Annotated in this window: 22 protein-coding genes; 10 read left to right on the top strand and 12 right to left on the bottom strand. The window is 72.7% G+C overall.

The genetic code is table 11. The annotated features are described in order from the left end of the window. The first annotated feature begins 3 nt into the window (after positions 1-3). Positions 4-1,053, top strand: a complete 1,050-nt coding sequence (locus tag ABD785_RS27970) for a hypothetical protein (RefSeq protein ID WP_344834085.1) — start codon at positions 4-6, stop codon at positions 1,051-1,053. Here the strand turns inward: ABD785_RS27970 and ABD785_RS27965 are convergent. Continuing rightward, a complete protein-coding gene (locus ABD785_RS27965) occupies positions 979-2,100 on the bottom strand; it encodes a DegT/DnrJ/EryC1/StrS family aminotransferase (RefSeq protein ID WP_344834082.1) in 1,122 nt (373 codons plus the stop codon). The two genes, ABD785_RS27970 and ABD785_RS27965, sit on opposite strands and share 75 nt — an antisense overlap. Positions 2,101-2,104: 4 nt before the next feature. Beyond that, positions 2,105-3,085: a UDP-N-acetylglucosamine 4,6-dehydratase (inverting) gene (gene pseB / locus ABD785_RS27960; RefSeq protein ID WP_344834080.1), complete on the bottom strand. Its 981-nt coding sequence runs from the start codon at positions 3,083-3,085 to the stop codon at positions 2,105-2,107. A 98-nt stretch (positions 3,086-3,183) separates the two neighbouring features. Here pseB and ABD785_RS27955 point away from each other — a divergent pair, with 98 nt between their 5' ends. Continuing rightward, positions 3,184-3,918 carry a cytidylyltransferase domain-containing protein gene (locus ABD785_RS27955; protein WP_344834078.1) on the top strand — a complete coding sequence of 245 codons (735 nt, stop codon included), beginning with the start codon at positions 3,184-3,186 and terminating at the stop codon, positions 3,916-3,918. Further along, positions 3,915-4,928, top strand: coding sequence for a PseG/SpsG family protein (locus ABD785_RS27950; protein ID WP_344834075.1), 1,014 nt, complete (start codon positions 3,915-3,917; stop codon positions 4,926-4,928). The genes ABD785_RS27955 and ABD785_RS27950 overlap by 4 nt, the downstream gene beginning before the upstream one ends. Here ABD785_RS27950 and pseI read toward each other — a convergent pair. The 8 genes from pseI to ABD785_RS27910 all read right to left on the bottom strand — a co-directional run bounded on the left by pseI (position 4,894) and on the right by ABD785_RS27910 (position 18,277). Continuing rightward, positions 4,894-5,931 (bottom strand): pseudaminic acid synthase, encoded by a 1,038-nt coding sequence (gene pseI, locus ABD785_RS27945; RefSeq protein ID WP_344834072.1) that lies wholly within the window; start codon positions 5,929-5,931, stop codon positions 4,894-4,896. The two genes, ABD785_RS27950 and pseI, sit on opposite strands and share 35 nt — an antisense overlap. 10 nt (positions 5,932-5,941) lie before the next feature. Continuing rightward, a complete protein-coding gene (locus ABD785_RS27940; RefSeq protein WP_344834069.1) occupies positions 5,942-9,313 on the bottom strand; it encodes a bifunctional glycosyltransferase/CDP-glycerol:glycerophosphate glycerophosphotransferase in 3,372 nt (1,123 codons plus the stop codon). After that, entirely contained in the window at positions 9,310-12,696 is a 3,387-nt protein-coding gene (locus tag ABD785_RS27935; RefSeq protein WP_344834066.1) for a bifunctional glycosyltransferase/CDP-glycerol:glycerophosphate glycerophosphotransferase, read from the bottom strand. The genes ABD785_RS27940 and ABD785_RS27935 overlap by 4 nt, the downstream gene beginning before the upstream one ends. Before the next feature lie 11 nt (positions 12,697-12,707). Further along, the gene (locus ABD785_RS27930) at positions 12,708-14,264 is read right to left on the bottom strand and encodes a CDP-glycerol glycerophosphotransferase family protein (protein ID WP_344834065.1); all 1,557 of its coding nucleotides are present in this window, start codon (positions 14,262-14,264) and stop codon (positions 12,708-12,710) included. Continuing rightward, entirely contained in the window at positions 14,261-15,685 is a 1,425-nt protein-coding gene (locus tag ABD785_RS27925) for an SDR family NAD(P)-dependent oxidoreductase (protein WP_344834064.1), read from the bottom strand. The genes ABD785_RS27930 and ABD785_RS27925 overlap by 4 nt, the downstream gene beginning before the upstream one ends. Next, the gene (locus ABD785_RS27920) at positions 15,685-17,265 is read right to left on the bottom strand and encodes a CDP-glycerol glycerophosphotransferase family protein (protein WP_344834063.1); all 1,581 of its coding nucleotides are present in this window, start codon (positions 17,263-17,265) and stop codon (positions 15,685-15,687) included. Before ABD785_RS27920 ends, ABD785_RS27925 begins: the two co-directional genes overlap by 1 nt. 80 nt (positions 17,266-17,345) lie before the next feature. Continuing rightward, positions 17,346-18,077, bottom strand: coding sequence for a CDP-alcohol phosphatidyltransferase family protein (locus ABD785_RS27915; protein WP_344834060.1), 732 nt, complete (start codon positions 18,075-18,077; stop codon positions 17,346-17,348). After that, entirely contained in the window at positions 18,074-18,277 is a 204-nt protein-coding gene (locus tag ABD785_RS27910) for a hypothetical protein (protein WP_344834059.1), read from the bottom strand. Before ABD785_RS27910 ends, ABD785_RS27915 begins: the two co-directional genes overlap by 4 nt. A gap of 170 nt (positions 18,278-18,447) precedes the next feature. Between ABD785_RS27910 and ABD785_RS27905 the strand changes: the two genes are divergently transcribed. The 6 genes from ABD785_RS27905 (at position 18,448) to ABD785_RS27880 (ending at position 23,159) form a co-directional block, all read left to right on the top strand. Then, positions 18,448-19,008, top strand: coding sequence for a peroxiredoxin (locus tag ABD785_RS27905; RefSeq protein WP_344834057.1), 561 nt, complete (start codon positions 18,448-18,450; stop codon positions 19,006-19,008). After that, the gene (gene ahpD, locus ABD785_RS27900; protein ID WP_344834055.1) at positions 19,005-19,541 is read left to right on the top strand and encodes an alkylhydroperoxidase, AhpD family; all 537 of its coding nucleotides are present in this window, start codon (positions 19,005-19,007) and stop codon (positions 19,539-19,541) included. The genes ABD785_RS27905 and ahpD overlap by 4 nt, the downstream gene beginning before the upstream one ends. A gap of 102 nt (positions 19,542-19,643) precedes the next feature. Further along, positions 19,644-20,783, top strand: a complete 1,140-nt coding sequence (locus tag ABD785_RS27895; protein ID WP_344834051.1) for a glycosyltransferase family 4 protein — start codon at positions 19,644-19,646, stop codon at positions 20,781-20,783. A gap of 74 nt (positions 20,784-20,857) precedes the next feature. Further along, the gene (locus tag ABD785_RS27890; protein WP_344834046.1) at positions 20,858-21,310 is read left to right on the top strand and encodes a hypothetical protein; all 453 of its coding nucleotides are present in this window, start codon (positions 20,858-20,860) and stop codon (positions 21,308-21,310) included. Then, positions 21,307-22,455 carry a glycosyltransferase gene (locus ABD785_RS27885; protein WP_344834042.1) on the top strand — a complete coding sequence of 383 codons (1,149 nt, stop codon included), beginning with the start codon at positions 21,307-21,309 and terminating at the stop codon, positions 22,453-22,455. Before ABD785_RS27890 ends, ABD785_RS27885 begins: the two co-directional genes overlap by 4 nt. Further along, positions 22,452-23,159: a DNA alkylation repair protein gene (locus tag ABD785_RS27880; protein ID WP_344834039.1), complete on the top strand. Its 708-nt coding sequence runs from the start codon at positions 22,452-22,454 to the stop codon at positions 23,157-23,159. Before ABD785_RS27885 ends, ABD785_RS27880 begins: the two co-directional genes overlap by 4 nt. Before the next feature lie 7 nt (positions 23,160-23,166). Here ABD785_RS27880 and ABD785_RS27875 read toward each other — a convergent pair whose 3' ends face one another. Further along, positions 23,167-24,144, bottom strand: a complete 978-nt coding sequence (locus ABD785_RS27875; protein WP_344834036.1) for a zinc metalloprotease — start codon at positions 24,142-24,144, stop codon at positions 23,167-23,169. Positions 24,145-24,337: 193 nt separating this feature from the next. Here ABD785_RS27875 and guaA point away from each other — a divergent pair, with 193 nt between their 5' ends. Further along, entirely contained in the window at positions 24,338-25,888 is a 1,551-nt protein-coding gene (guaA, locus tag ABD785_RS27870; protein WP_344834033.1) for a glutamine-hydrolyzing GMP synthase, read from the top strand. Between the two features lie 58 nt (positions 25,889-25,946). Here guaA and ABD785_RS27865 read toward each other — a convergent pair whose 3' ends face one another. After that, positions 25,947-26,528, bottom strand: a complete 582-nt coding sequence (locus tag ABD785_RS27865) for a TetR/AcrR family transcriptional regulator (protein ID WP_344834030.1) — start codon at positions 26,526-26,528, stop codon at positions 25,947-25,949. Positions 26,529-26,672 lie beyond the last annotated feature (144 nt).

The following is a 26,672-nucleotide window of genomic DNA, read 5'->3' as shown; positions in this document are numbered from 1 at the left end:
GACATGTCCGCGAAGGCCACCTACCTGCTCACCGACCGCGACACCGAGGAGACGGTCGGCTTCCCTGCCTCCCTCACCGACGGACGGCACCCGGCGGTCCGCCTGACCGAGGGCTTCTCCCGCCGGGTCAGGACCGTCGGACGCTGCACCTCCTCCCCCTCGGTCCTGGGCCTGGCCTTCCCCTCCGGCGGCGGGCTCCGCCTGCGGGTGGCCGTCGACCAGCACACCCCCACGACCTGGGAGGACGCGACGGGCCCCGAGGTGCCCAGGGGCGGCGACGAGCCCCGGCTCGTCCTGGTCTGCGTCCAGCGGAGGCTCCGGCGGGCGCTGCTGCTCACCGGGCGGGGAGGCAAGCGCAAGAACGCCGAGATCCATCTCGACCTGGAACCGGACGAGGTCCCGCCGGGCGGGCTCGCCCTGGTCGAGTTCTGGGGGATCCACGAGTGGAGGGGCGCCGTCGCGGTGCCCCCGGGCCTGATGCCCCGGGCCGCCACCGGCCTGTCCGTCCTGGAGGCCGAGCTCGGCCGCGGCCCCGCCCCCGAGCCGATGCCCCGAAGGATCGACGGCCGCACGAGCGAGAGCCTCGGCTGGGTGAGCACCGGCGGCGTCCCGACCAGGAAGCTCGGGAGCGCGGGCCCCGTCGCGCTCGACTCCGACCTGTTCGTCGTCAATCCCGGGCCCGCGCTGCGCCTCGATCTGGCGCCGCTCCCGCGGAAGGCCTCCGCGCGCACCCGGTGGGGCCGCTACTCCCAGCACGCCGAACGCGCCGCGGAACTGGCCCTCCAGGCGCTGCTGCGGACGCCGATGGAGGCTCCGGGCTTCACCGCGGTCGACCTGGCGACCGGGGCCGACTTCGCGGTCGGCGACACCTGCGACCCGGACGGCCGGGTCGAGGTGAGGCTCGCGCCCCGCACCGCGCCGGTGCTGGTCCGGATCGTCAGGTCGCAGCAGCATCCCGGGCTGAGGCTGATGAGCTGTTCAGCCGAGGATGCCGAGCAGGGCGTCGCAGACCCGGTCCTGGTCCGAACGGGACAGGCCGGGATAGAGGGGTAGCGAGAGCTGTTCGGCGTAGAAGGCCTCGGCCCGCGGGCAGAGCCCCCTGCGGTAGCCGAGGTCGGCGAAGACCGGGTGCCAGTGGACCGGGATGTAGTTGACCTGCACCCCGATCCCGGCGGCCCGCATCCGGTCGAAGACCTCGCGCCTGCGGCCGTCCAGGATCCGGACGGCGTACAGGTGCCACATCGGATCGGCGCCCCGGGCCGCCGCGGGCAGCCGCAGTCCCGGCACCCCCGCGAGCAGTTCGCCGTAGCGGGCCACCAGGGCGGCCCGCCGGGCCTTGAAGTCGGCCAGCCGGCCGAGCTGCCGGGTGCCCAGGGCGCACAGCAGGTCGGGCAGCCGGTAGTTGAGGCCGAACTCGTGCACCTCCTGGTGCCAGCCGCCCTCGTCGGGGTACCGCTGCTCGGCCGGATCCCTGACCAGGCCGATGCAGCGGAACCGCCGGGCCCGCTCCAGCAGCGCCGGCGAGGTGCTCGCGACGGCTCCGCCCTCGCCGGTCGTCGCGTTCTTGGTGGGGAAGAAGGAGAAGGTCGTGACGTCGGCCAGTGACCCCACCGGACGGCCGCCGAGCGTCGAGCCGAGGGAGTGCGCGGCGTCGGCCATCAGCAGGGCTCCGGCCCGGTCGGCGACCTCGCGCAGCGCCGGATGGTCGGCCGGACGGCCCGCGTAGTCGACCGCCGCGATCACCCTGGTGCGGGCGGTGGTCGCCGCCTCGGCCGCGGCGGGATCGAGGTTCACCGACTCCTCGTCGATGTCGGCGAAGACGATCCGCGCCCCGAGCATCGCCGCGGTGGAGGCCGTCGCGACGAAGGTCATCGGTGAGGTCACGACCTCGTCGCCGGGGCCGATCCCGGCGGCCGCGTAGGCGGTGTGGAGGGCGGCGGTGCCGGAGGTGACGCTCACGCACGGGGCGCCCGCCCAGCCCTCCAGCGCCCGTTCGAACGCGCCGACGGCGGGCCCGGTGGTCAGCCAGTCGCCGCGCAGGACGTCCGCGACCGCCTCGATGTCGCCCTCGTCGATGGACTGCCTGCCGTAGGGGAGCACCGGCTCACCCGAACGACGCGAGCATGGCCCGCAGATCGTCGCGGACCAGCCACATGTCGTTGGTGTCGGAGCGGTAGGAGAACCCCTCGCTGACGCTCTCCCCCGCCTGCGGCGGCGTGTACCCCCAGGTCGCGATCGTCGGCATGACCACGTAGCGGTCGGACAGCCGGACGGTCCGGTGGCTGTCGTCGGGGGCGATCATCTCCTCGTGCAGCTTCTCGCCGGGCCGCACGCCGATCTCGTGGACCGTGCACTCGGGGGCGACGGCCTTGGCCAGGTCGACGATCCGCATGCTGGGGATGCGCGGGATGTACAGCTCGCCGCCCTGCATGAGCCCGAAGGAGTCCATGACGAACCGGACGGCCTGGTCGAGCGTGATCCAGAACCGGGTCATGCGCTTGTCGGTGATCGGCAGGCTGCGGCCCTCGGCGGCGAGCCTGGCGAAGAACGGGATGACCGAGCCGCGGCTGCCCATCACGTTGCCGTACCTGACGACCGCGAAGCGGGTGCGGTGACCGGCGGCGTAGTGGTTGGCCGACACGAACAGCTTGTCGGCGACGAGCTTGGTCGCGCCGTAGAGGTTGATCGGGCTGGACGCCTTGTCGGTCGAGAGCGCGACGACCTTGCGCACCCCGCAGTCGATGGCCGCCTCGATGACGTTCTGCGAGCCCTGCACGTTGGTCTGGACGTACTCGAACGGGTTGTACTCCGCGGTGTCGACCTGCTTGAGCGCCGCGGCGTGCACCACATAGTCGATCTCGTGCATGGCGCGCCTGAGCCGCTCGCGGTCCCGGATGTCGCCGATGAAGTATCTGATCCTCGGATCGTCTCCGAAGACCTGCCTCATCTCGTACTGCTTGAGCTCGTCCCGGGAGAACACGACGATGCGCCGCGGATCCAGCTCGTCGAGCGCCTGACGCAGGAACGCCTTGCCGAAGGACCCGGTGCCGCCGGTGAGAAGGATCGAGGATCCGCCAAGCTCCAAGTCGTTACCCTCCGATAAAGATTGACCACTCTGGGTGAGAGTGTTGCGGTAGCTTAACTCTCAGTCATCGACGGTGGGTAGGTCTGGAGAAAAACACTATGACTCTGAGCATGGTCGGGATCGTCCAGGCACGGATGGGCTCGTCCCGGCTTCCGGGCAAGGTCCTCCGGCGGCTGGACGGCCGCAGCGTGCTCGGCTGGGTGGTCCGCGCCGCCGCGGACAGCCGCGCGCTCGACGACCTCGTGGTGGCCACGACCGAGGAGGCCGTCGACGACGCCGTCGTGGAGGAGTGCGAGCGGCTGGGCGTCGCCTGGCACCGCGGCCCCGTCGACGACGTGCTGACCCGCTATCTCGACGCGCTCGACCGCCATCCGGCCGAGTCGGTCATGCGGTTCACCGCCGACTGCCCGCTGCTCGACCCTGCCCTCATCCGGACGGCCGCGACGGTCTTCCGCTCCCTGCCCGACCTCGACTACCTCAGCACGTCACTGGGTGGAACGCTCCCGCGCGGCCTCGACGTCGAGGTCATCAGGTCCACCGCCCTGCGCCGGGTCGGCGGCCTCGCGGCCGACCACCACCGCGTCCACGTGACGTCCTACGCCTACACCCATCCCGGGGCCTTCAGCCTGATGGGACTGGCCTTCCCGCCCGCCGCGCCCCGGTTCAGGGTCACCCTCGACACCGCCGAGGACCTCCAGGTGATCGAGTCGATCGTCGCGAAGTTCGGCGACACGCCGGTGCCGCACCGCACACTGGTCGAATGGCTGGAGCTGAACCCCGAGGTCGTGGCGCTCAACGCGGGCACGAGGCAGAAGGAACTCGCCGAGGCGTGAGGATCGGCGTCCGCTGCGACGCACGCGAGCGGACCGGCGCGGGGCACCTGATCCGGTGCGTCGCCCTGGCCGAGGAGCTGCGCGGGCGCGGCGCCGAGGTCGTCTTCCTGGGGACCGTCACCGGGCCGCCCTGGCTGCTGGAGCTGATGGCCGCGCTCGGGGTGCCGCTGGTGGCCGCGCCGGACGAGCCGGAGCGCCTGGCCGGGCTCGCGGTGCGGCTCGGGCTCGACCGGGTCGTCGTCGACTCCTACGAGACCGATCCCGGCTGCTGCGCGGCCCTGCGCGAGGCCGGGATCGTCGTGCTCGCCATCGTCGACGACACGCTCCGCGGCCAGCACGCCGACCTCTACCTCGACCAGAACCTCGGCGCCGAGGACCGTCCCGTGGCCCTGCCCGAGGGCAGCACCCGCCTGGCCGGGACGTCCTTCGTGCTGCTGCGCGACTCGGTCAGGAGGCTCCGTCCCGAACGTCCCCGCACGCACACGCCGGGACGGCCGGGGGTGCTGTGCTTCCTCGGCGGCACCGACGCCACGCAGGCCGCCCCCGAGGTCGCCGCGCGGGTCCTGGCCACCGGGGCGCCGGTCGACGCCATGGTCGTGGCCGTCACCGACGAGATCGCCGAACGGGTCGCCGCGCTCAGGACGGGCCCCGGCCAGACCGTCACCCCGATCAGGCCGCATCCGGAGCTGCCCGCGGTCGCCGCGGCGGCCGACCTCGTCATCGGCGCGGCCGGGACGACCACCTGGGAGCTGCTCTGCCTCGGCGTGCCCATGGCCCTGGTGATGGTCGCGGAGAACCAGCGGCTCGGCTACGACGCGGTGGTCGCGCGCGGGCTCGCCGCCGGGCTGGCCGAGCCGGACGCCCCCGAGGAGCTCCTGCGGCTGCTGACCGACCCGGGTGCCCGCGAGGTCCTCGCCCGGCGCGGCCACGGCCTGGTCGACGGGCGCGGCCGCGAACGGGTGGCCGACGCCCTCCTCACAGCAGATCCCAGGTCAGCGGCGTGCCCTTGACGGCGTCCCGGCGGAAGGTCCGGCCCTCGACCCGGCCGAAGTCGTCGGGGGCCAGGCCGCCGGCGGGCCGGATCGAGCGGACGTTGCCCGCGCTGACCGGCTCGCCCGCCCGGACGTCGGCCACGACGTAGAGGGAGCGCCGGAACCTCAGCCCCTCCGTCTCGGTCGGCCGCGGGCCGATCCTCGCCCGGCCCAGCGCCCGCCACGCCCGGCCGGTCTCGGTCACCAGCGCCGCCAGTTCCCCGGGGTCGAGGGAGAAGGCGGAGTCCACTCCGGGCTCCCGGTCGAGCGTGACGTGCTTCTCGATGACACACGCGCCCAGGGCCACCGCGGCGACGGCCGCCCCGAGCCCGGGCGTGTGGTCGGAGTAGCCGACCGGCACCCCGAACATCTCCGCGAGCAGCGGCAGCGCCCGCAGGTCGCAGTCCTCGATCGGGGCGGGGTAGGCGGCGGTGCAGCCCAGCAGGACCAGATCGGCGCAGCCCGCCCCGCGCGCCGCGGTCACCGCCGCCTCGATCTCGCCCGCGGTCGCCATGCCGGTCGAGATGATCAGCGGCTTCCCGGTGGCGGCGGCCAGCCGGATGAGCGGCAGGTCCACGATCTCCGAGGAGGCGATCTTGTACGCGGGGACGCCGAGCCCCTCCAGGAACGCGACCGCGCTCGGGTCGAACGGGCTCGAGAAGGCCGTCAGCCCCAGCGACCGGGCCCGGTCGAAGATCGGCTCATGCCACTCCCAGGGGGTGTGCGCCTCCTCGTAGAGGTCGTGGAGGCGCCTGCCGCCCCACAGTCCGTGCCCGCCGGAGATCCGGAAGGCCTCCGTGTCCGCGTCGATGGTGATCGTGTCGGCCCGGTAGGTCTGGAGCTTGAGGGCGTGCGCCCCGGCCTCGGCGACCTTCTCGACGATGGCCAGGGCCCGGTCCAGGGAGCCGTTGTGGTTGCCGGACATCTCGGCGATGACGTAGGGGGCGGAGGCCGTTCCGATCTCGCGCTCGTCGATCCTCATGCGGGGGTCCCTACCCGTTCCCCAGCTCGAGGAGACGCGCGATGACGCGCTCGGCGGCGTGCCCGTCGTCGAACGGGCAGAACTTCTCCCGGAACGCCCGGTACCGCTCCGCGTGCGCCTCCGTGACCGCGTCCAGGTCCCGGACGGCCTCGAAGAGCTCGGCGGAATCGCGGCACAGCGGCCCCGGCGCCTCGGCCTCGAAGTCGAAGTAGAAGCCCCTGACCCGGTCGCGGTAGTGCTCCAGGTCGTAGGTGAAGAACAGCATCGGCTTGCCGGTGATGGCGAAGTCGAACATGACGGAGGAGTAGTCGGTGACCAGGATGTCGGCCACCAGGTAGAGCTCCGCGATGTCGGGGTAGCGGGAGACGTCGAGGACGAAGTCCTCGATCCGCGACCAGACGCGGTCCGTCACCAGGTAGTGGGTGCGCATCAGCAGCACGTGGTCGTCGCCGAGCGCCTTCGCCGCTGCCTCGACGTCCAGCGCCAGCTCGAACGCGCGCCGTCCGGGGGCGACGAGCTGGTCGTCGCGCCAGGTCGGGGCGTAGAGGACGACCTTCTTGCCCTCGGGGATCCCGAGCCGCCTGCGGACCCGTGCGGCGATCTCCTCTCGGCCGGGGGCGCTGAGGACGTCGTTGCGGGGATAGCCGCTCTCGATGACCGGGCCGTCGTACTGGTAGGCCCGGCGCATGATCGGGGTCGTGAACGGGTTCGGCGAGACGAGCAGGTCCCAGCGCACGACCTCCTGGGCGATCCAGCTCCGGACGTCCTGGCGCTTGTGCGGGAGCATCGGCACGTCGAGGCCGAGACGCTTCAGCGGGGTGCCGTGCCAGCACTGGACGTAGGTCTGCCCGGGGCGCTTGTCGTACCAGGGCGGCTGGGCCTCGTTGCTGACGACGTAACGCGTCCTGGCCAGGGCCTCGTAGTGGTCGCGGCTGCCGAACAGGATCGGGCGGCCGCCGTCGGGGACGGTGAACTGCCCCTGGCTCGACACCCAGCCGCAGTCGAGCCCGCCGCCCTGCCGCCGGAGCTCCTCGAAGACCGCGCGCGGGTTGCAGGAGTACTGCTTGCCCTTGAACGAGTCGAAGACCACGAGATCGAGAAGCGGTTCGGCCCGCGACCGCGGGTACTCGCGCTCGCGCAGGACCCGCTGGGCGTACCGGCCCCGCTCGTCGGGGCCCAGGGCCAGGCGGACGCGCAGTTCCAGCGCCTCGGTCCGCCCGCTGGCCTCCACCTCGTGGAAGCCCGCGACCCTCGCCTCGGGCAGGTCGGCGAGGACCCGGCGCTCGGCGCCCAGCTCGGTGCCGTCCAGCAGGAACCGCCAGGTGCCGGGGATCAGCGGCCCGGCGAGGCCGGAACCGGTGTGGCCCGGCCGGAAACGGAAGGAGAAGCGGTCGCCCGTCCAGCGCAGCGGCACCGGGCACTCCTCACCGGTCTGCCGGTGCCGGACGGTGATCTCCTCCTGCCGTCCGGACGGGCCGAGGTGCCTGCCGCTGATCTCGAGGTCGGGGCCGTCCCAGCGGACCCCGGTCGCGATCGGGCGGGCGGGTCCGACGCGGGCGCGGCAGTGGCCGCCGAGGGTCCGGGTGAGGCTGAGCTCGTCCCCGTCGCCCAGGGCGTAGCGGGCCTCGGGGACGTCCTCGTCGAGCAGCAGGCGGTGGGAGCGGCCGTCCGCCTCCAGGCAGAAGTCCCACAGCTCGCCGAGCCCGGCCTCGGCGGTGAAGCCCGCCAGCGGCAGCACCGCCGTGAACCCGAAGGCCCCGGAGGGGGTGAGCGGCACCGTGAAGCGCCGGCCGTCCTTCGTGCGGGCGGTCAGCCCGGCGCCGGTGCCCGGCTCGGTACGGGCGCGGCCCGCGATCTCGATCCCGTCCCCGGAAAGGCGGTGGCCGGTGACGACCGCCGCGGGCCTGCCGACCTTGACGACGAAGCGGTCGCCGCCGGAGACCGGGCGGATCCGCACCCCGGACTCCAGGTCCCTCGACCTGATCCAGCGGGCCTGCGGGGCGGTGGGGCAGCCGAGCGGCCGCCGCTCGCGCAGCCCCTGCGCGGAGGCCTCGACCTCGATCTCCCACTCCGAAGCCCGCGGCCCCTTCCTGCCGTACGGCAGGGCCGCGAAATCGATCTCGGTGACGAATCCGGCCCAGTCGTAGCAGGCGGTCTGCTGGCCGGAGGCGGCGGTGATCTCCGGCCGCCTGACCCGCCGGACCGGCAGCGGCACCCGGGTCCCGTGCTTGGTGTCGCGGAGCGTCAGCCGGATCCGCAGATCGTCCTCTGCGGCCACGTCGACCCGTCCGAAGTGGGCCCTGCCGGTGACCGTCAGCAGGTCGCCCGTCCAGCGGAGCTCGTCGGCGCGGGCCTGGAGCGTGAGCTCGTCCGTGACGTCGTAGAGGTGGCGGGGGAGGTCCTTGCGCGTGCCGTAGAACGGGTAGCGGGCATACCAGCGCACCCCGGTGAGGGTGCGGCGCCGGAAGACGGGAGCGCCGACGATCGGCGCCTGGTCGGTCGCCGCGACCTCGACGAGCTCGTCCGGCATCCGGGCGCCGAGCAGATGGAGCCGCAGCCTGGCCAGGGCGGGCAGGCCGGACACGTCGGCGCCGCGCAGGAACTCCGCCCCCTGGATCATGAGCGTCCCGCGGTCGCCGGCGGTGGTGCGGGGGATCGCGTCGATGAGATCGCCGAGCAGCCCGGCCGCGATCCTGCGCCGGAACTCCGCGACCAGGCCGGGGCGGTGCTCCAGCAGGACGTCGCGGACGGCCCTGGCCTCGGCGAGCGCCTTCAGCAGGGTCGCGGCGTCGTACTTCGCGGCGACCGGGCGGAGCACGTCGTCGCGGACCCGGACCGGCGCCTCGACCGTCGTGACCGCCGAGGCGAGGAGCTGGGCGCGGACGACGGCCGCCGCCCCGCATCCGCCGGGGCCGAACTCGAGGGCGCGGCGCCGCCAGAACCCGGTGCGGAACAGCTTGGTGGCCAGATGCTCGTCCAGCGGCGGCTCCGGCGCGACCAGGGTGGTGCGGCCGGTCTCCTTGCGCATGAGGGCACCGCAGGCGACGTCGGCGCCGGTGGTCTCCAGCGCCTCCACCAGGGCGGCGAACGCCCGGGGCGGGACGAGGTCGTCGGGGTCGACGAAGGCCAGGAACTCCCCGCGGGCCTGACGGGCGCCGAGGTCGCGGGCCGAGGTCCCGCCGGTCCGCTCGGTCAGCCGGAACCGGGGATCGCGCTCGGCGAACGACTTCGCGACGACCTCGCCGCCGTCGATCGAGCCGTCGTCGACCATGACGGCCTCGAGGTCGGAGAGCGTCTGGGCGGCGATCGACTCCAGGCAGTCCTGGAGCCGGTCGGAGGCGTCGCGGAAGGCGACGACGACGGTCAGCCTGGGCGCGCTCATGACAGGTGGTCCAGGACGCGGCCGGCGGCGGAGCCGTCCTCGTGCGGGCAGTAACGCGCGGCGAAGTCCGCGTAGCGCTCCCGGCCGGGGTGGGCGGCGTCGAGCTCGCCGAGCGCGTCGAAGACCTCGTCGGGCGTCCTCAGCAGCGGCCCCGGCGCCTCGGCCTCGAAGTCGAAGTAGAAGCCGCGGACGTGGTCGCGGTAGCGCTCCAGGTCGTAGGTGTAGAAGAACATCGGTCGGCCCGTCGAGGCGAAGTCGAACATCGCCGAGGAGTAGTCGGTCATCAGCGCGTCGGTGATCAGGTAGAGGTCGGCGATGTCGGGATAGGTCGTGACATCGATGACGCCGCCGCCGGGCCGGAACGCCGGCCGGTCGGTGACGAGGTAGTGGGTGCGCAGCAGGACGACGTGGTCGTCGCCGAGGGCTCCGGCCAGCCGGTTCAGGTCGAGTTCCAGCCGGAAGCCGCGCTTGCCGATGGCCGAGTGCAGATCGTCCCGCCAGGTCGGGGCGTACATGACGACCCGCTTGCCCTCGGGGACGCCGAGCCTGCGCCGCACCTCGGCCGCGCGGGCCGCGGCGTCCGGCCGGTGCAGGGCGTCGTTGCGCGGGTAGCCGCTGACCAGGACCTCGCCGTCATAGCCGAACGCCCGGCGGAACAGCGGGACGGAGAACGCGTTCTGGGCGAGCAGCAGGTCCCACTGGGGGACGTCGTGCTCGGTCCAGTCGCGGCCCTCGGTCCGCTTGTAGGACATCTCCCTGAGGTCGCGGCCGAGCCTCTTCAGCGGGGTGCCGTGCCAGCACTGGACGTAGGTCTGGCCCTCGCGCTTGGCGTACCAGGGCTCCTGCGAGAAGTTGCCGAACACGTACCGGGCGCGGGCGAGCGCCTCGTAGTGCGCCTCGCTTCCGGCCAGGACGACGCGGGCGCCGTCGGGGACGGGGAAGCGCCCGTCCGCGGTCACCCACACGCAGTCGATCCCGCCGCCCTCCCCGCCCGTCCTGCGGCGCATCTCCTCGAAGATGCCGCGCGGATTGCAGGAGTACTGGCGGCCCTTGTAGGCGTCGAAGACCGCGAGGTCGAGGACGGGCCGTCGCCGCCACGCCCGGTAGGCGGTGCCGCTGAGCCGGGCCTGGGCGTACTTCCCGCGTTCGGCGGGGGTGAGGGCGGCCTCGACCTTCAGGCCCAGTTCGTCGACCTTGTGCAGGGTGACCGCGACCTCGTGGTCGCCGGCGACCCTCGGCGCGGGCAGCGAGCGGAACCCGCTGCGCGCCACCACGACCGGGGTGTCGTCCTCGCCGAGGACCTCCCAGCGGCCCCGCCCCAGCGGGATCTCCCCCCAGGTGCCGGGCATCGCCGCCGGCCGGAAGGACGCGCTGAAGACCCCGCCGTCCTCCCAGGTCAGCGGGACGGTGTACTCCTCCGACGATCTGCGCCTGCGCAGCCGGAGCACGGCCGGATCCTCCGCTCGGCCGCTGTGCACCCCGGTCAGGCGCAGTTCGCCGTCGGAGGTCCAGCCGACCCCGGTGACGGTCGGCACCGGGGTCCTGGCCACGACCCGGAACGTCCCGAACCGGGTCCGGGTGAAGGCCAGCTCGCCGCCGGGCACCGGGACGACCGCGTCCTCGAGCTCGGTCCTGAGCGCCCTGCCACCGATCTTGAACGTCCAGCCGGAACCGATCGGCTCCGCCAGGTCCGCCAGCGGGAGCACGACCCGGAAGTCCCGCCCGTCGGTCGCGGCGACGGCCCTGACCTTCACCGAACCCGAATCGGCGACCAGCATCGTCCTGTCCCCCGGCCGGCCCGCCAGCCGTCCCGACAGCACGAGCCCGTCCCCGGTGACCTCGTGGCCGGTGATCTCGGCCTCGATCCGGCGGACCCGCAGCAGGTACTGTCCCGGCCCCGCGACGGCCTCCGCCTGGAGCCCGCCGGAGAGCCGGACGGCCGCAGGCCACTTCTGCGCGGCCGACCCCGGGTTCCCGAGGCTGCGGCGGCGCCTGACCCCCTGGTTGACGATCTCCACGTACAGCCTCCAGTCGGCCGGCCGGAACCTCCCGAGGGTCCGCAGGGCGGTCGCCGGGATCTCGGCGGTGAAGCCGGAGGCGTCGTAGCAGACGGCCGACTGACCCGACCCGGCAGTCACGTCGGGCCGGTCGACCCGGGTGAGGGGGACCCGGACCAGGCCGAGCCCGCGGGCCGAGACCAGCCACAGCCGGATCGACGAACCGGCGGCGTCGAGGTGGCGGACGTAGGCGTGACCCTCCAGCCGTAGGACCCCGTCCGTCCAGTCGCAGCGGTCGACCCTGGCCACCGGGTGCAGTTCGGCGGTGACGTCGTAGAGGTGGTCGGGCTCGCTCCCGGCGAACGGCAGGTCGGCGTACCAGCGGCGGCCCCGGCGGGTGACCGTGGTCGCGGCCGTGCCTCCGAGCCGCTCGAACCGGAGCAGCTCGCGCAGCCGGTCCTCGGCGCCCGTGGCGAGCAGGTGCAGGCGGAGACGCTCGATCGCGGGCAGTCCCGCGACCGAGGCGGGATCCATGGCGGCGGCGAGCCCGGCGCCGATCCGGAGCGGCCCGGCCGCCTCGTCGAGCCGCTCGAGGCCCTCGAACAGCACCCGCAGCTCCACGTCGACCAGGACGTGCCGGTCGTAGGCGCCGACGAGCTTCGGCGCGCGGACCACCAGGTCGTCCCGGACGGTCCTGGCCGAGGCCAGCCGCTGCTCCAGGTTGGCCGAGTCGTAGCGCTCCTCGGTGATCGAGCCGTCGCGCTTGCGCCAGTGGTAGACGACCTCGGGCAGGACGTCGACGGCCTTGGCGACCGCGTGGGCGCGCACGTTGACCGGCGGGTCCTCGTACAGGCCGGCCGGGAAGACGAACAGGTGGGCGTCCCAGAACGAGCGGCGGAAGACCTTGTTCCAGGGGGTCCTGTCCCTGACCAGCACCTCGTGCCGCGACACATGGGTGCGTTCGAGACGCTCGGCGTGCAGGCCCTGGTGCAGGACCGAGCGGACGAGACGGCCGTCCTGGAGGCGTTCGACGGCTCCGGTCGCGAAGTCCGAGCCCGTCCGGTCGAGCGAGGCGACCATGAGGCGGTAGGCGTCCGGCGGGACGACGTCGTCGGCGTCGGCGAAGGCCAGGTACTCCCCCGACGCCAGCCTGACCCCGGCGTTGCGGGCCGGCCCCGGCCCCGCGGGGTCCTGCTGGACCAGCCGGAAGCGCGGGTCGCGGCCGGCCATGGCCTTGGCGATGACGGAGCTCGCGTCGGTGCTGCCGTCGTCGACCATGACGACTTCCAGGTCGGTGAGGGTCTGGGCGGCCAGCGAGTCGAGGCACGCGGCGAGGTAGTCCTCCACATCGTGGACGGGAACGACGACGCTGAGCTTGGGGGACACACGGCTCCTGTTCATGTTTCGGCCCGCTTGGCGATCATGTCGACGGCGTCGCGGAAGCGGGTGAGCGGCGACGGCTCGTCCGGGCCCAGCAGATGGAGCCTGAGCTCCCTGCGGCGCTCCGCGAGCGGGTCGGGCCCCATCACCTCGGCCAGGGCGGCGGCGGTGCCGTCGCCGTCGAGCAGATGGCCCGCGGACGCGGACGGGCAGCGGGCGTGGAAGTCGGCCTCGGCCAGGCCGCGCGGATTGGTGACGGCGTAGGGACGGCCGCACGCCAGGTAGTCGGAGATGACGCTGGAGACGTCGCAGACCAGGAGGTCGGTCCGGGCGAACGCCTCGTGGAGGGGACCGTCCGCGACCTCGAGCCGGGCCAGGAGCCCGCGGTGGGCGGCGGCGACGGCGGGCGAGCGGCGGCCGGTCAGCGGGTGCGGGCGGTACAGCACCCGGACGCCCGCCGCCAGCAGGTCCTCGACGATCCCCGTGCCGAGCGGCCCGACGGAGCACTCGTCGGCGTCGGCCGTCCAGCCCTCCCAGGTCGGGGCGTACAGGACGGTGAAGCGCTCGTTGCCGGACGGCCCCCGGCGGATCGCCTCGATCTGGGGACGGCCGATCTCGACGATCGCCTCGTCCCTGACCCCGACGTCCGCCCTGCGGTACCGTTCACGGCCCGCGGGACCGGCCACCCACACCTCGTCGTAGACCCTCGTGAACGGGTTGAAGCTGGGCGTCTTGTCGCTGTCACCGTGCCCGACGAACACATGGCCGCAGTGCGGCAGCCGGAGGAGATGGCTGTTGAGCCCGCTGTTGGCGGGGTAGAGCGCGACCCGGACGGACGGCAGCTCCAGCCCCATCGCCTCGCCCACCTTCTCCAGGCAGAGCACGGGCAGCCCGGTCGGGGCCAGCGCGGCGACGGCCCGCGGGTCCCGCAGGATCACCAGCGAACGCCGGTCCAGGGCGGCGACGGTCTCCAGCCACATGTTCGCCTGGTAGACCGCGTCGGGCCCGCCGGGGAAGTAGAGGACGACCTCCGGCCGGTAGGAGCCGGCCCACTCCTGAACCCGCTCCCGCCACCGGTGCCGGTCGCCCAGATGCCGCGCCCGCAGGACGCCGAGCGTCACGGGGGCGAGCATGGCGAGCACGACGGCCAGCGCCGGAACCGCGGCCCACGGCAGGAACGCGACGCCGATCCCCGCGGCGGTCTCCACCGGGCGGGGCGACGGCAGCCTCCGGGAGGGCCGGGGGACAGCGGGCCCGCTCAGCGGGACGTTCCGGGTGCGCCGCACGACGGCGTGGAGTTCGTCCTCCTTGGTCCGCAGCGCGAGGAGCAGGACGCTCCCCCAGGTCAGCGCCAGGAACACCAGCCCGGCGGGCAGCGGAAGCAGCAGCAGGGCCGCCGACTGCCGGATCGTGAACCTGGCCCTTCCTCCGATCCCGAGCCCCTCGAGCAGCCGGGCCGTGCCGCGGTCGCGGCGGTCCAGCAGGTGGGAGAGGGCCAGGACGGCGGCGAACAGCCAGGGATTCCCGGTGAGGGCGGCGGCGAACGGCAGCGCGCAGCTCAGCAGGGGCGTCACAGGGCCTCCACGCGGGCGTGCTCCGGTTCGCGGGCGGGGGGGACCTCGGGTCTGCGGACGTCGACGACCTGGCCGGTCAGATCCGACAGCAGGACGTCGACGGCGGTCAGCGCGACCGCGTTCGAGGGCAGCAGCGAGCCGGCGGGCTCGGCGCCGAACGCGCGCTCGCGCATCGGGGTGGCGGTCCGCTCGGGATTGACGCAGTTCACCCGCACCCCGGTGGGCGCCCACTCCTCGGCGAGCGCCTGGGTCAGGTTGACGATCGCGGCCTTGGTCGAGGAGTAGATGCTGTAGCCGGCCCGGCCGCGGGTGTAGCTGGAGGAGGTGAACAGCAGGAGCTGGCCGCCGGTGGCGCGCAGGTGGGGGTGGGCGGCGCGGGCGATCGTGATCGGCGCCAGGTAGTTGACCCGGACGATCTCGTCGACCTCGGCGTCGTCGGTGTCGGCGAGCAGGCCGATCCGCAGCAGCCCCGCGGTGTTGACCACGTGGTCGATCCGGCCGGAGACCTTCGCGGCCTGGGCGAGGGCCCGCTCGACGGCGTTGGGGTCCTCGATGTTCGTGCCGGTCAGCGAGCGGGAGAAGGCGTGGACGGTCGCCCCGTGCGCGGCCGCGATCCGGCAGATGTCGGCGCCGATGCCGTAGGCGCCGCCGAACACGACGACGGACCGGCCGGCCAGCAGGGAGCGGTCGGCCGAGGGGACGGTGTCGGAGGCGAGCTGGAACAGCTTGTCGGCGAGGAACAGGTCGACCGGGTGGGTGATCTTCATGTTGGCCTCGGCGCCCTCGACGACCTTGATCGGCACCTGCGGCAAGTAGCGCAGGACCACGCTGCAGTCGTCGGTGGCCACGACCCGTCCCGAGGTGAAGCCGGGGTCGGCGAGCGCCTTCTCGTAGGCCGCGCGGATGGTCGAGCGGCGGAAGCCCTGCGGGGTCTGGCCGCGGCGCAGCAGGTCACGGCGCGGGACGTCCTTGAGGACGGTGCGCTCGTACTCGTCGACCGTGATGATCGTGTCGGCCGAGGGGATGGCGACGTCGACGGCGTCGTAGGTGTCGAGGGCGCGCACGCAGTCGGAGATGGTCCGGCCGTCGAGGAAGGGCCGGACGGCGTCGTGGAAGAGCAGGTTGCACTCGTCGTCGACCGCGTTGATCGCCCGCCAGGTCGTCTGGCCGCGGGTCGCGCCGCCCTCCAGCACCCGGCTGACCTTGCCGTAGCCGCCGGCCGCGACCAGCGCGCGGACCTCGTCGAGGTGGCCGGGGGCCATCATGACGACGATCTCGTCGATCTCGGGGCTGAACTGGAAGACCCGGATCGTGTGCTCGATGACCGGGCGTCCGGCGATCCGGACGAGCTGCTTGGGGATGCCGAGCCCCATCCGCTCCCCGACGCCCCCGGCCAGCACCACCGCGACGTTCCTGCGCATCAGTTCCCCCACACTTCGTTGATCACCCGCTCGGCCGCCCGGCCGTCGTCGTAAGGGCAGAACCGGGCCGCGAAGTCCGCGTAGGCCTGCTTGTGCGCGCCGTCGTCGGGCGAGCGGAGTTCCGCGATCAGCTCGTCCGACGTGCGCACCAGCGGCCCCGGCGCCTCGGCCGCCAGATCGAAGTAGAAGCCGCGGACCTCGTCGCGGTAGTGCTCCAGGTCGTAGGCGAACAGGAGGATCGGCTTGCCGGTCACCGCGAAGTCGAACATCGCCGAGGAGTAGTCGGTGACGAGGACGTCCGCGACCAGGTAGAGGTCGGCGATGTCGGGGTAGCCGGAGGCGTCCACGACGAAGGAGTCGGCGTGCCGCCACGCCCGCCCGGTGCCCATGTGGTGGTGGGCGCGCAGCAGGAGCACGTGGTCGTGGCCGAGCTCCGCCCGGGCCCGGCCGAGGTCGAGGGCGAGCTGGTAGGGCCGGCGCTGCTTGCGGCCGATGATCAGATCGTCCCGCCAGGTCGGCGCGTAGAGCACGACCCGCTTGCCGGGCGGCAGCCCGAGCGCGGCCCGCACCCGTGCCGCCCGGACGTCCCGCATCGGGTCGTTCAGCAGGTCGTTGCGGGGGTAGCCGGTCTCCAGGACGGGGCCCTCGTAGCCGTAGGCACGCCGCATGATCGGGGTCGTGAACGGGTTGGGCGAGATGAGGTGGTCCCAGTGCGGGACGTCGCCGCGGATCCGCTCCCAGGCGCCGTTGCGCGCCTCGCCCAGGGTCCTGACGTCGAAGCCGAGGGTCTTCAGCGGGGTGCCGTGCCAGGTCTGCAGGTAGGTCTGGCCCTCGCGCTTGCGGAACCACGGCGGCATCCGGTTGTTGACGACCAGGTAGCGGGCGCGGGCGACGGCGTCGTAGTGCTCGCGCGTCCCGGACAGGACGACCCGGGCGCCCTCGGGCGGCGCGAACTGGCCGTCGGCGGAGATCCAGACGTGGTCGAGGTCGCGGTCCTGCTCGCGCAGCCGCTCGAACAGGGCGCGCGGGTTGCAGGAGTAGCGGCGGCCGTTCATCGAGTCGTACAGCACGAGATCGCGCAGCGGCCTGGTGCGCAGCGCGGGATAGTCGTGGTCGCGGAGCCTGGCCTGGGCGGAGGCGCCCTGCTCGTCGGGGGCGAGGGCCCGCCGCACCCGCAGCGTGAGCTCGTCGGCGCCGCTCCTGCGGACCCTGAACTCGTGGCGGCCGTCCAGCCGGGCGCCGGGCAGCCTGCCGCCCGCCCAGTGGCAGCGCAGCAGGGTCCAGTCGCCGCTCGTCAGCGGCAGCTCGTCACCGAAGACGGGGATCCGGCCGACCGGCAGGCGGGCGGTGAACCGGCCGCTCTCCGCGTCGCTCTCGAGGGCGAAGACGTGCTCGCGTCCGGTCTTGCGGTGGTGCAGGATCACCCTGCGCCGCGGGCCGGGGTGCTCCCCGGTCAGCACGAGGGTGCCGTCGCCGTCCCAGCGGACTCCGGTGACGATCACCGCGCCCCGGCCGTTCCGCCGCATCCTGCGGCGCAGCCCGGCGGGCAGCAGCCGTAGGACGGATCGCACAGGGAACACGCGGCACACCTCTCCTTCGCTACTCAGCGTCCAATCATGGACGCAAGACGTGACCAGTTGAGGGGTTCTTGAGAAGCCGTTTACTCGGCGAGCACCGGTTCGCTCGGGTTCATCCGGCTTGTCGCGGCGCGGCGGGTCTGCCGCCAGAACGCGTGGATGAGATGCAGCTCGAAGCAGAGCAGCGCGGCCGCGGCGCAGGCCGTCACCTGGACGACCAGGCCGGTCAGCGGGCCGACGACGAACACGGCCATCTGGAACTCGATGCCGCTGAAGTAGCGCCTGCGCACCCGGTCGCGGGCGCGTTCCGGCACGGGCGCACGGGGCGCGGGGACGGGCGGCGCGAGGGACCTGCGGGCCTTCCCGATCTGCTGCCCGTTGAGGTAGCGGAAGACGTCGACGAGGACGACCCCCGCGGCGAACAGGAGGTATCCGGAGTCACCGGTGGCGGCGTAGAGGCCGTGGCCGAGGGCCGCCGCGCACACGACCGTGCGCACCCGGTCGAGGATGTAGTCGAGCCACTCCCCGAACGCCGACCCGAGGCCCTTCAGCCGGGCCAGCTTCCCGTCGACGCAGTCGGCCAGGAAGCACAGGTAGGACAGCGCCGCGCCGAGCACCAGCGCCCCGGTCGCGAACGCCCCCGCCGCCGCGAGCCCCAGCCCGAAGGCGACGGCCGTGACCGCGCCGGGGGTGAGCCGGGTGCGGTTCGCGACGCACCGGGTCAGCCGGATCGCCAGCGGGTCCACGCAGTAGACCGTCCACCACGAGTCGCTGGCCTTCAGGGTCCCCCGGACGTCCGCCAGGCTGTAGCTCACCTCCGTCCCAGCACCCGGCCGAACAGCGAGCGGCGCGGGCGGGCCAGCAGCCAGTCGCCGTCCCGGTCGTCCGCGCCGGCGTCGCGGAGCTCCTCGACCAGGGTCAGGCGGAAGTCCACGGACGCGACGGGACGGTCGGCGGCGGGACGCCCGGAGGAGGCGCGGGGACGCGGGATCTCGACGACGGTCAGTGTGTTCATGCTCGCAAGCATGGTGACAGTTGGCTACCGGACCCTTGCGCATCGTCACTACCTGGGGATCACTTGACCTACTTTTTGGCCGGGCGGCGATTTCGGCCTTCGCGGCCTTGGCCCCGGGGCGACGGGCTCGGCGCTACCGTTCTCCCATCACGACTACCCTGGAGATCGTCTTGCTCACTATCGGTGACCAGTTCCCGGCCTACGCCCTCACCGCCTGCGTCTCCCTCGACGCCGACGGCGCCTTCGACATGATCGACGAGAAGACCTACGAGGGGAAGTGGCGCGTCGTCTTCTTCTGGCCGAAGGACTTCACCTTCGTCTGCCCGACCGAGATCGCCGAGTTCGGCCGGCTCAACGAGGACTTCGCCGACCGCGACTGCCAGGTGCTCGGCGTGTCCACGGACAACGAGTTCACCCACTACAACTGGCGCAGGCACCACGAGGACCTGCGCGACCTGCCGTTCCCGATGCTGTCCGACCTGAACCGCGGGCTCTCCTCCGACCTGGGCATCCTGACCGCGGACGGCGTCGCCCAGCGCGCCACCTTCCTGGTCGACCCGGACAACGAGATCCAGTTCGTCATGGTCACCGCCGGGTCCGTCGGCCGCAACGTCAAGGAGGTCCTGCGGGTCCTCGACGCCCTCCAGTCCGACGAGCTGTGCCCGTGCAACTGGAACAAGGGCGAGCGCACCCTCGACGCCGGCAAGCTCCTCGCGGGCGTCCGAGCGTGAGCCTCGACTCCCTCACATCGGCCCTTCCGCCCTACGCCAGGGACATCAGGCTCAACCTGGGTTCCGTCACGACCACCTCCCGGCTGTCCGAGCAGCGGCTGTGGGGAACGGTCGTGGCCACCGCCCTGGCCACGAGGAGCGCGGAGGTCATCGCCGCGGTCACCGCCGAGGCCCGCGACCGGCTCACGGCAGAGGCGTTCGAGGCGGCCAAGGCGGCGAACGCGGTCATGGCGATGAACAACGTCTACTACCGCTCCACCCATCTCATCGGGGACGAGGCCTACACCACGCTCCCGGCCGGTCTGCGGATGAGCGTCATCGGCAGGCCGGGCGTGGACAGGACCGACTTCGAGCTGTGGTGCCTCGCGGTCTCCGCGGTCAACGGCTGCGGCCGCTGCCTGGAGTCCCACGAGAGGGTCCTGCGCGAGGGCGGCCTCGGCCGTGAGCTCGTCCAGGAGGCCCTGCGGATCGCCGCGGTCGTCAACGCGACGGCCGCCGTCCTGGAGTCCGAGCGGGCGCTCGCAACCCTCTGACGCCCTCTTCCGGAGCCCTCCGGCGTGTGATCGACACGCCGGAGGGCTTCAACGCTTGGCAAACCCGGACCCCCGGACGCCCTCCGCCCGGACACTGAGCGAGTGAGGATCACCTATGCGCTGATGAACGCCAACGGCATGGGCGGCACCGTCAGGACGATCAACACCCAGGTCGCGGCGATGGCCGACGCCGGGCACGAGGTCGAGCTGATCAGCGCGCTCCGCTGGCGCAGGAACCCGGGCTTCCCCTACCACCCGGCCGTCCGGATCCGGCATCTCACCGAGGCCGGCAGCGGAGTGCTCGACGACGGCCCGAGCCCGGAGATCCCCGAGGGGGAGCCGTTCCGGCACCGCTTCACCCCCGGGGTCGTGGACGCCGTCGCGGACGCGTTCTCCAGGCTGGACACCGACGTCCTCATCACCACCCGTCCCGCCCTCAACCTGCTGGCCGCCCGGCACGCCCCCGAGCCGGTGATCAGGATCGGCCAGGTGCACAACTCGATCGTCCAGCTCTGCGGGGACCTGCGCCCGGCCGTCGCCGCCGAGTACCGCCGCCTCGACGCGGTCGTGACGCTCACCGAGACCGACCGCCTGGGCTACGCCGGCCTGCTCGGCCCCGGGGTCCGGACCGCCGCCCTGCCCAACGCGCTGCACAGCCTGGACGAGCCGCGCTGCGACCCGGCGAGCAAGGTGGTCGCCGCCGCGGGGACCCTCGCCCGGCGCAAGGGCTTCCCGATGCTGATCAAGGCCTTCGCGCAGGTCGTCGCGCGGCATCCCGACTGGAAGCTGCGGATCTACGGCCACGGCCCCGGCCGCGAGCGGCTGCAAGAGCTGATCTTCAGGCTGCACCTCTACAACCACGTCCATCTGATGGGCCAGAGCGAGCGGCTGTCCGCCGAGTTCGCCAAGGCGTCGGTGTTCGCGCTGAGCTCCCGCAGGGAGGCGTTCGGGATGGTCCTCGCCGAGGCGATGAGCCAGGGCCTCGCCCCCGTCAGCTTCGACTGCCCGTTCGGCCCGCGCGAGATCATCACCCATGGCCGGGACGGCCTGCTCGTCCCGCCGGAGGACACCGACGCCCTCGCCGAGGCCCTCTGCCGGGTGATCGGCGACGGCGCCGAGCGCGCCCGCCTCGGCGCCGAGGCCGCCCGGTCGACCCGCGCCAGGTTCGGCCCGCGCTCCCAGCTGGAAGCCTGGGAGAGCCTGCTGGCCGACCTCCGCGCCGCCCGGCTCACGACCGCCTGAACGACGACACGCCGGGTCTTCAACGCTTGGCAAACCCGGCCCCCGGCCGCGGCCTTGCGGCGAAACTCCTGGTCATGGCACACGCCGAAATCGAAGAGGTCTGGCCCCGTGAGGGCAGGGTCCGCCTGGACGGCTCCCTGATCGACGCCGCGCCCGGCGGCCGGCTGCTGGAACTGCGCTGCACGGCCCCGCCGAGCCGCTCGCTCCTGCACCGGGCCGCCGCCCGCGTGCTGCGCGGCCCCCGCCTCCGCCGCTTCCCCGCCGTCGTCGAGGGCACCCTGTTCTCCACGACGTTCCCCGTCTCCGCGTTCGCCCGGCCCCGCCCCTGGCCCGAGTGGGAGATGTACCTCGTTCCTCTCGCGGCGGGCTCTCCCGCGGCCGAGCTGCGGCTGGGCCGCCATCTCGACGACGTCCCGAAGAAGGCCGAGGTCTACGTCTACCCGGCGCAGAAGGCCCGCGGCGTCCGGGTCAAGCCGGTCTTCACCGACGGCGACCATCTCGCGCTGCGCTGCCGGAGGGCCCGGTGAGGATCACCTACATGCTGCACTGCGCCGAGGGCATCGGCGGCACGATCCGCACGGTGTTCACCCAGGCGGGCCAGCTCGCGGCGGCCGGGCACGATGTGGAGATCATGGGCGTCTTCCGGCGGCGGGAGCGCCACCAGCTCCCCCTCAGCCCGGACGTGCCGCTGCACCGGCTGGTCGACGCCCGCAAGGGGGCCGTCCCGCCCGACCCGGCCCCGGGCAGCGAGATCCCCGCCGGGGAGACCGGCTCGGCGGTCTACACCCGCGGCACCGAGCGGATCGTCGCCGACTACATGGCCTCCTTCGACCGCGACGTGCTCGTCACCACCCGTCCCGCCCTCAACCTGCTGTCGGCGCGGTACGGCTCCCGCGCCGCGGTGCGGGTCGGGCAGGAGCACTGGAACCTGCACGGCCACCGGCCCGACGTCACCGCCGCGATCCTCGCCGACTACCACCGGCTCGACCTCGTGGCCGCGCTGACCGCCCACGACGCCGCCGCCTACACCGAGGCCCTGCCCGGCACCAGGATCGTCCTGATGCCCAACCCGCTGCCCACCCTGGACGTCCCCCGCGCCGACCCCGACAGCAGGATCGTGGTCGCGGCCGGGGGGTTCCGCCGGTTCAAGGGCTTCGACCTGCTGATCCGCTCCTTCGAGCAGGTCGCGCTCCGGCATCCCGGCTGGCGGCTGCGGATCTACGGCGGCGGCTACGACCAGGGACCCGCCCTCCGCAGGCAGATCAACAAGCGGCACCTCTACAACCACGTCCATCTGATGGGCCAGACCACGACCCTGGACCGCGAGTACGCCAAGGCGTCGGTCTTCGCGCTGAGCTCCCGCGCCGAGGGGTTCGGGATGGTGCTGCTCGAGGCCATGAGCCAGGGCCTGGCCGTGGCGAGCTTCGACTGCCCGCACGGGCCCGCCGACATCGTCACCCACGGGCGCGACGGGCTGCTGGTCCCGCCGCGGGACGTCGAGGCGATGGCCGGGACCCTGTGCCGGCTGATCGAGGACCGGGCGCTGCGCGTCCGGCTGGGGGACGCCGCCGTCGAGGCCGCCCGCGCCTACGGGCCCGGCGCGATCGCCCGGCGCTGGGAGGGCCTGTTCGAGGAGCTTCTGTCAGAGCGGCGGGCCACACTACGGGCATGAGCGTCGAGGAGATCGCCGATCGGATCGAGGGCGAGCTGCGGATCGTGGCGTCGCCCGAGCGGGCCGTCGGCGAGAAGGCCTATCTGAAGAGCGAGCTGGAGCACCTCGGGGTGCCGGTGCCCGAGATCCGGAAGATCACCCGGGTGGCGGTCGCGGGGCTGGGCCGTGAGGAGGCGCTCGCGCTCGCCGCCGAGCTGTGGCCGCCGGGGATCCACGAGCTGCGGATGGCGGCGATCGAGACCCTGGTCCGGCATGTGGGGCTGCTGCGCTTCGAGGACCTCGCGGTCGCCGAGGGGCTCATCAGGGACTCCCGTACCTGGGCCTACGTCGACACGATCGCCGTGAAGATCGTCGGTGAGCTGCTCCGCGACGACCGGTCCCCGCTGGATTCCTGGGTGCGCGACGAGAACTTCTGGATCCGGCGCACGTCGCTGCTGGCCCTGCTCCCGGGCGTCCGCGACGGAGATCCCGATCTGGACCGCCTGACGGCCTACGGCGACCTGCTGATCGGCGAGAGGGAGTTCTTCATCCGCAAGGCCCTCGGCTGGGTCCTGCGCGAACTCGCCAAGCGCGACCCCGCCTGGGTGCGCGCGTGGGTTCGCGCCAGGATCGGCGAGGTGTCGGGCGTCACCTTCCGCGAGGCCGTCCGGATGCTCCCCGAGCGCGACCAGACCGAGCTGAGGGCCGCCTACGCCGCCCGCTGACCGTCGCCTACGGAGCGCGGTAGTGCTTCCAGGTGTTGTGCAGGCGGGTCGACTGGCCCGCGGTGAACTGCGTCATGCAGGTGTCGTAGGAGTAGTCCATGAAGTTGTGGATCGGGTCGGTGCCCGGGGCGTCGCAGGTGTCGGGCGCGATGAGCGGGCAGCCGCTGGCGGGCTCCGACTCGTCGGGGGTGTCGGTGACGCGGTCACCGGCCTCGCAGCCGTCCTGGGACGGGTAGTTGCGGCCGAACGTGTGGTAGAGCCCGAGCCAGTGGCCGGTCTCGTGGGTGCCGGAGTAGCCCAGGTTGTAGTTCTTGATCGTGCTGCCGGGCAGGCTGCCGTAGTGGACCACGACGCCGTCGAGCTTCGGCTTCTTCTTGTAGTCCCACGGCCAGGTCGCCCAGCCGAGCAGCTCGGAGCCGAGGTTGGCGGTGTAGAAGTTCAGCGTGCCCTTGCCGCCCTTGTGCAGCTTCTTCTTGTAGGCCGCCTCGTACTTGCGCGGGCTGGTGAACCAGGCCTTGTTGTTGGTCCTGGTGATGCCCTTGATCCAGAAGTTGACGTGGGCGTTGTACCCGCCGGTCTTGCCGCGGTAGGTGGCGTCGAGGACGTCGAGCTGCTTCTGCAGCATCGCCTTCGACACGTCGCCCTTCTTGCCGTCCTTGAGGACGTGGAACCAGACCGGGATGCTGATCCACTCGTCGACCGCGGCGCGCAGCGCGTTGGCCCTGCCCGACTGGCTGACCCTGGCCGTCTGGTTCAGGGCCTGCTCGACCGCCGCCGCCGTCTTGGGACTGACCGCGGCGTTCGGCTCCGTGGCGTGCGACCCGGCCCGGACGCGCGCGCCGGTGGTGTCGGTGGCCTCGCCCGCGCAGACCTTCTCCGGCTTCTCCGGCGCGGCCGCGACGGCCTCCTGCCGGGTCGCGTGCGGAATCGACGCCGCCGCCGTGACGGCCAAGCCGATGGCGGCGTACTTGACTGCACGCTTCAAGACTGAGCTCCTCGAGGGGGTCGAACCGGGGCGAGAGACGAATCTACACAACCGAGGTGACAGATCACCGGGAGACGAGCAACCTTTGGGCCTCTCCAGGTGTCACGGCCCACCCTCCCGACGCGCGCTCACTCAGCGTAGGAGCCCCCTAGACTGGTGACTACTCCGTGTCTTCCTCTTAGGGGTTCTATCCGTGAGCGAACAGTCGTTCGATACTGTTCTCGTCGTTGACTTCGGTGCGCAGTACGCGCAGCTGATCGCCCGGCGGGTCCGCGAGTGCCAGGTCTTCAGCGAGATCGTCCCGTCGACCATGCCGGTCGCGGAGATGATGGCGAGGAGGCCCAAGGCGATCATCCTGTCGGGCGGTCCCGCCTCGGTGTACGAGCCGGGCGCTCCCGCGGCGCCCGAGGGGCTGTTCGAGGCCGGGGTGCCGGTGTTCGGCATCTGCTACGGCTTCCAGGTGATGGCCCAGACGCTCGGCGGCGTGGTCGAGCGCACCGACGTGGCCGAGTACGGCCGCACCCCCCTGACGGTCTCCGGCGGCTCCCTGTTCGAGGGCCTGCCCGCCGACCAGCAGGTGTGGATGTCGCACGGCACCTACGCCAGCCAGGCCCCGGCCGGCTTCACCGTGACGGCCACCACCGACGTCACCCCCATCGCGGCGTTCGAGAACCCCGAGGCGGGCTTCTACGGCGTCCAGTTCCACCCCGAGGTGCTGCACACCGAGCACGGCCAGAAGCTGATGCGCCGGTTCCTCGAGCTCGCGGGCGTCCGGCCGAACTGGACCATGGTCAACATCGCCGAGGAGTCGATCGAGGCCGTCCGCGCCCAGGTCGGCGACCGTCGCGCGATCTGCGGCCTGTCCGGGGGCGTCGACTCCGCGGTCGCGGCCGCGCTGGTGCAGCGCGCCATCGGCGACAAGCTGACCTGCGTCTACGTCGACCACGGGCTGATGCGCAAGGGCGAGTCCGAGCAGGTCGAGAAGGACTTCGTCGCGGCCACGGGCGTCAACCTCAAGGTCGTGGACGCCGAGGAGCGTTTCCTCGACGCGCTGGCGGGCGTCACCGATCCCGAGGAGAAGCGCAAGATCATCGGCCGGGAGTTCATCCGGGTCTTCGAGGCCGCGGCGCGGGAGATCTCCGCCGACGGCGACGTCGAGTTCCTGGTCCAGGGCACCCTCTACCCCGACGTGGTGGAGTCCGGCGGCGGCACCGGCACGGCCAACATCAAGTCGCACCACAACGTCGGCGGCCTGCCCGACGATCTTCAGTTCGAGCTGATCGAGCCGCTGCGCACCCTGTTCAAGGACGAGGTGCGGGCGCTCGGCGAGCAGCTCGGCCTGCCGGGCGAGATCGTGTGGCGCCAGCCGTTCCCCGGCCCCGGGCTGGGCATCCGGATCATCGGCGCGGTCGACCGCGAGCGGCTCGACCTGCTGCGCGAGGCCGACGCGATCGCCCGCGAGGAGCTGACCAGGGCCGGGCTCGACCGCGACGTCTGGCAGTTCCCGGTCGTCCTGCTGGCCGACGTGCGGTCGGTGGGCGTCCAGGGCGACGGCCGGACCTACGGGCACCCGATCGTGCTGCGCCCGGTCTCCTCCGAGGACGCGATGACCGCCGACTGGTCGCGCCTGCCGTACGAGCTCCTGGAGCGGATCTCGACCCGCATCACCAACGAGGTCCGCGAGGTCAACCGGGTCGTGGTCGACATCACCTCGAAGCCCCCCGGCACCATCGAGTGGGAGTGACCTCCCCCTGAGCACGAGAAGGCCCGGCGCCGCCTGCGCCGGGCCTTCCGCGTCCCGGCTAGGCGACGGCGTGCCGGTCTCCCATGACCATCCTCATCCCGCTCGCGTAGACCTCCGGAGGGACCCGCTCGGGGTCCAGGAGGTGCTGCAGAGCGAGGCCGAGGTCCATGGCCATCGCCAGGGTGGCCCGGTCGGTCGGGGAGACGCCGTCCGTCTCCCCCTCGGCGCCCTCCTCGCCGTCGAAGCGCTCGGCCAGCCCGTCGCGCTGGGACTGGTACCAGTCGGCGACCCGCCAGCCGGCCGCGTAGTCGCGCATGCCGTAGAGCCAGAACTCGACCAGGAGCTGGGCGAGCAGCCTGGACTCGTCGGTGCCGAGGCCCTTGGCGTACTCGACCCAGTCGGGCTGGTTCAGCCCGCCGCACAGCTCGGCGCCGCTGGTGGTGTAGCGCTCCAGCAGCGCGAGCAGCAGATCGGTCTTGCCGGTGAAGTTGGAGTAGACCGCTCCCTTGGTGAGTCCGGCACTGGCCGCGATGTCGTCCAGCGAGGCTCCGTGAATGCCTCTCTCGGCCCACAGTCTCTGGGCCGCGTCCAGTAGCGCGTTGCGCGTCTGGACCCGTTTCTCCTGCCTTCCCACCCTCATCTTCGCTCCCTCCACGTGCGTCTCCCCTCCCTGAGAATCTCCCCCCTTTCCTGATACACCGCCCGGGCATGGTCGTTCCGGAATATTTCAAACTGGACCGGTCCATTGTGTGAGCCAGTTAACAATGACCGGGTGGCCATATGA

This window comes from Actinocorallia longicatena (assembly GCF_039534125.1).
In the GTDB taxonomy this organism is placed as follows: Bacteria; Actinomycetota; Actinomycetes; order Streptosporangiales; family Streptosporangiaceae; genus Actinocorallia; species Actinocorallia longicatena.
This window is presented reverse-complemented; position numbering and strand designations above follow the sequence as displayed.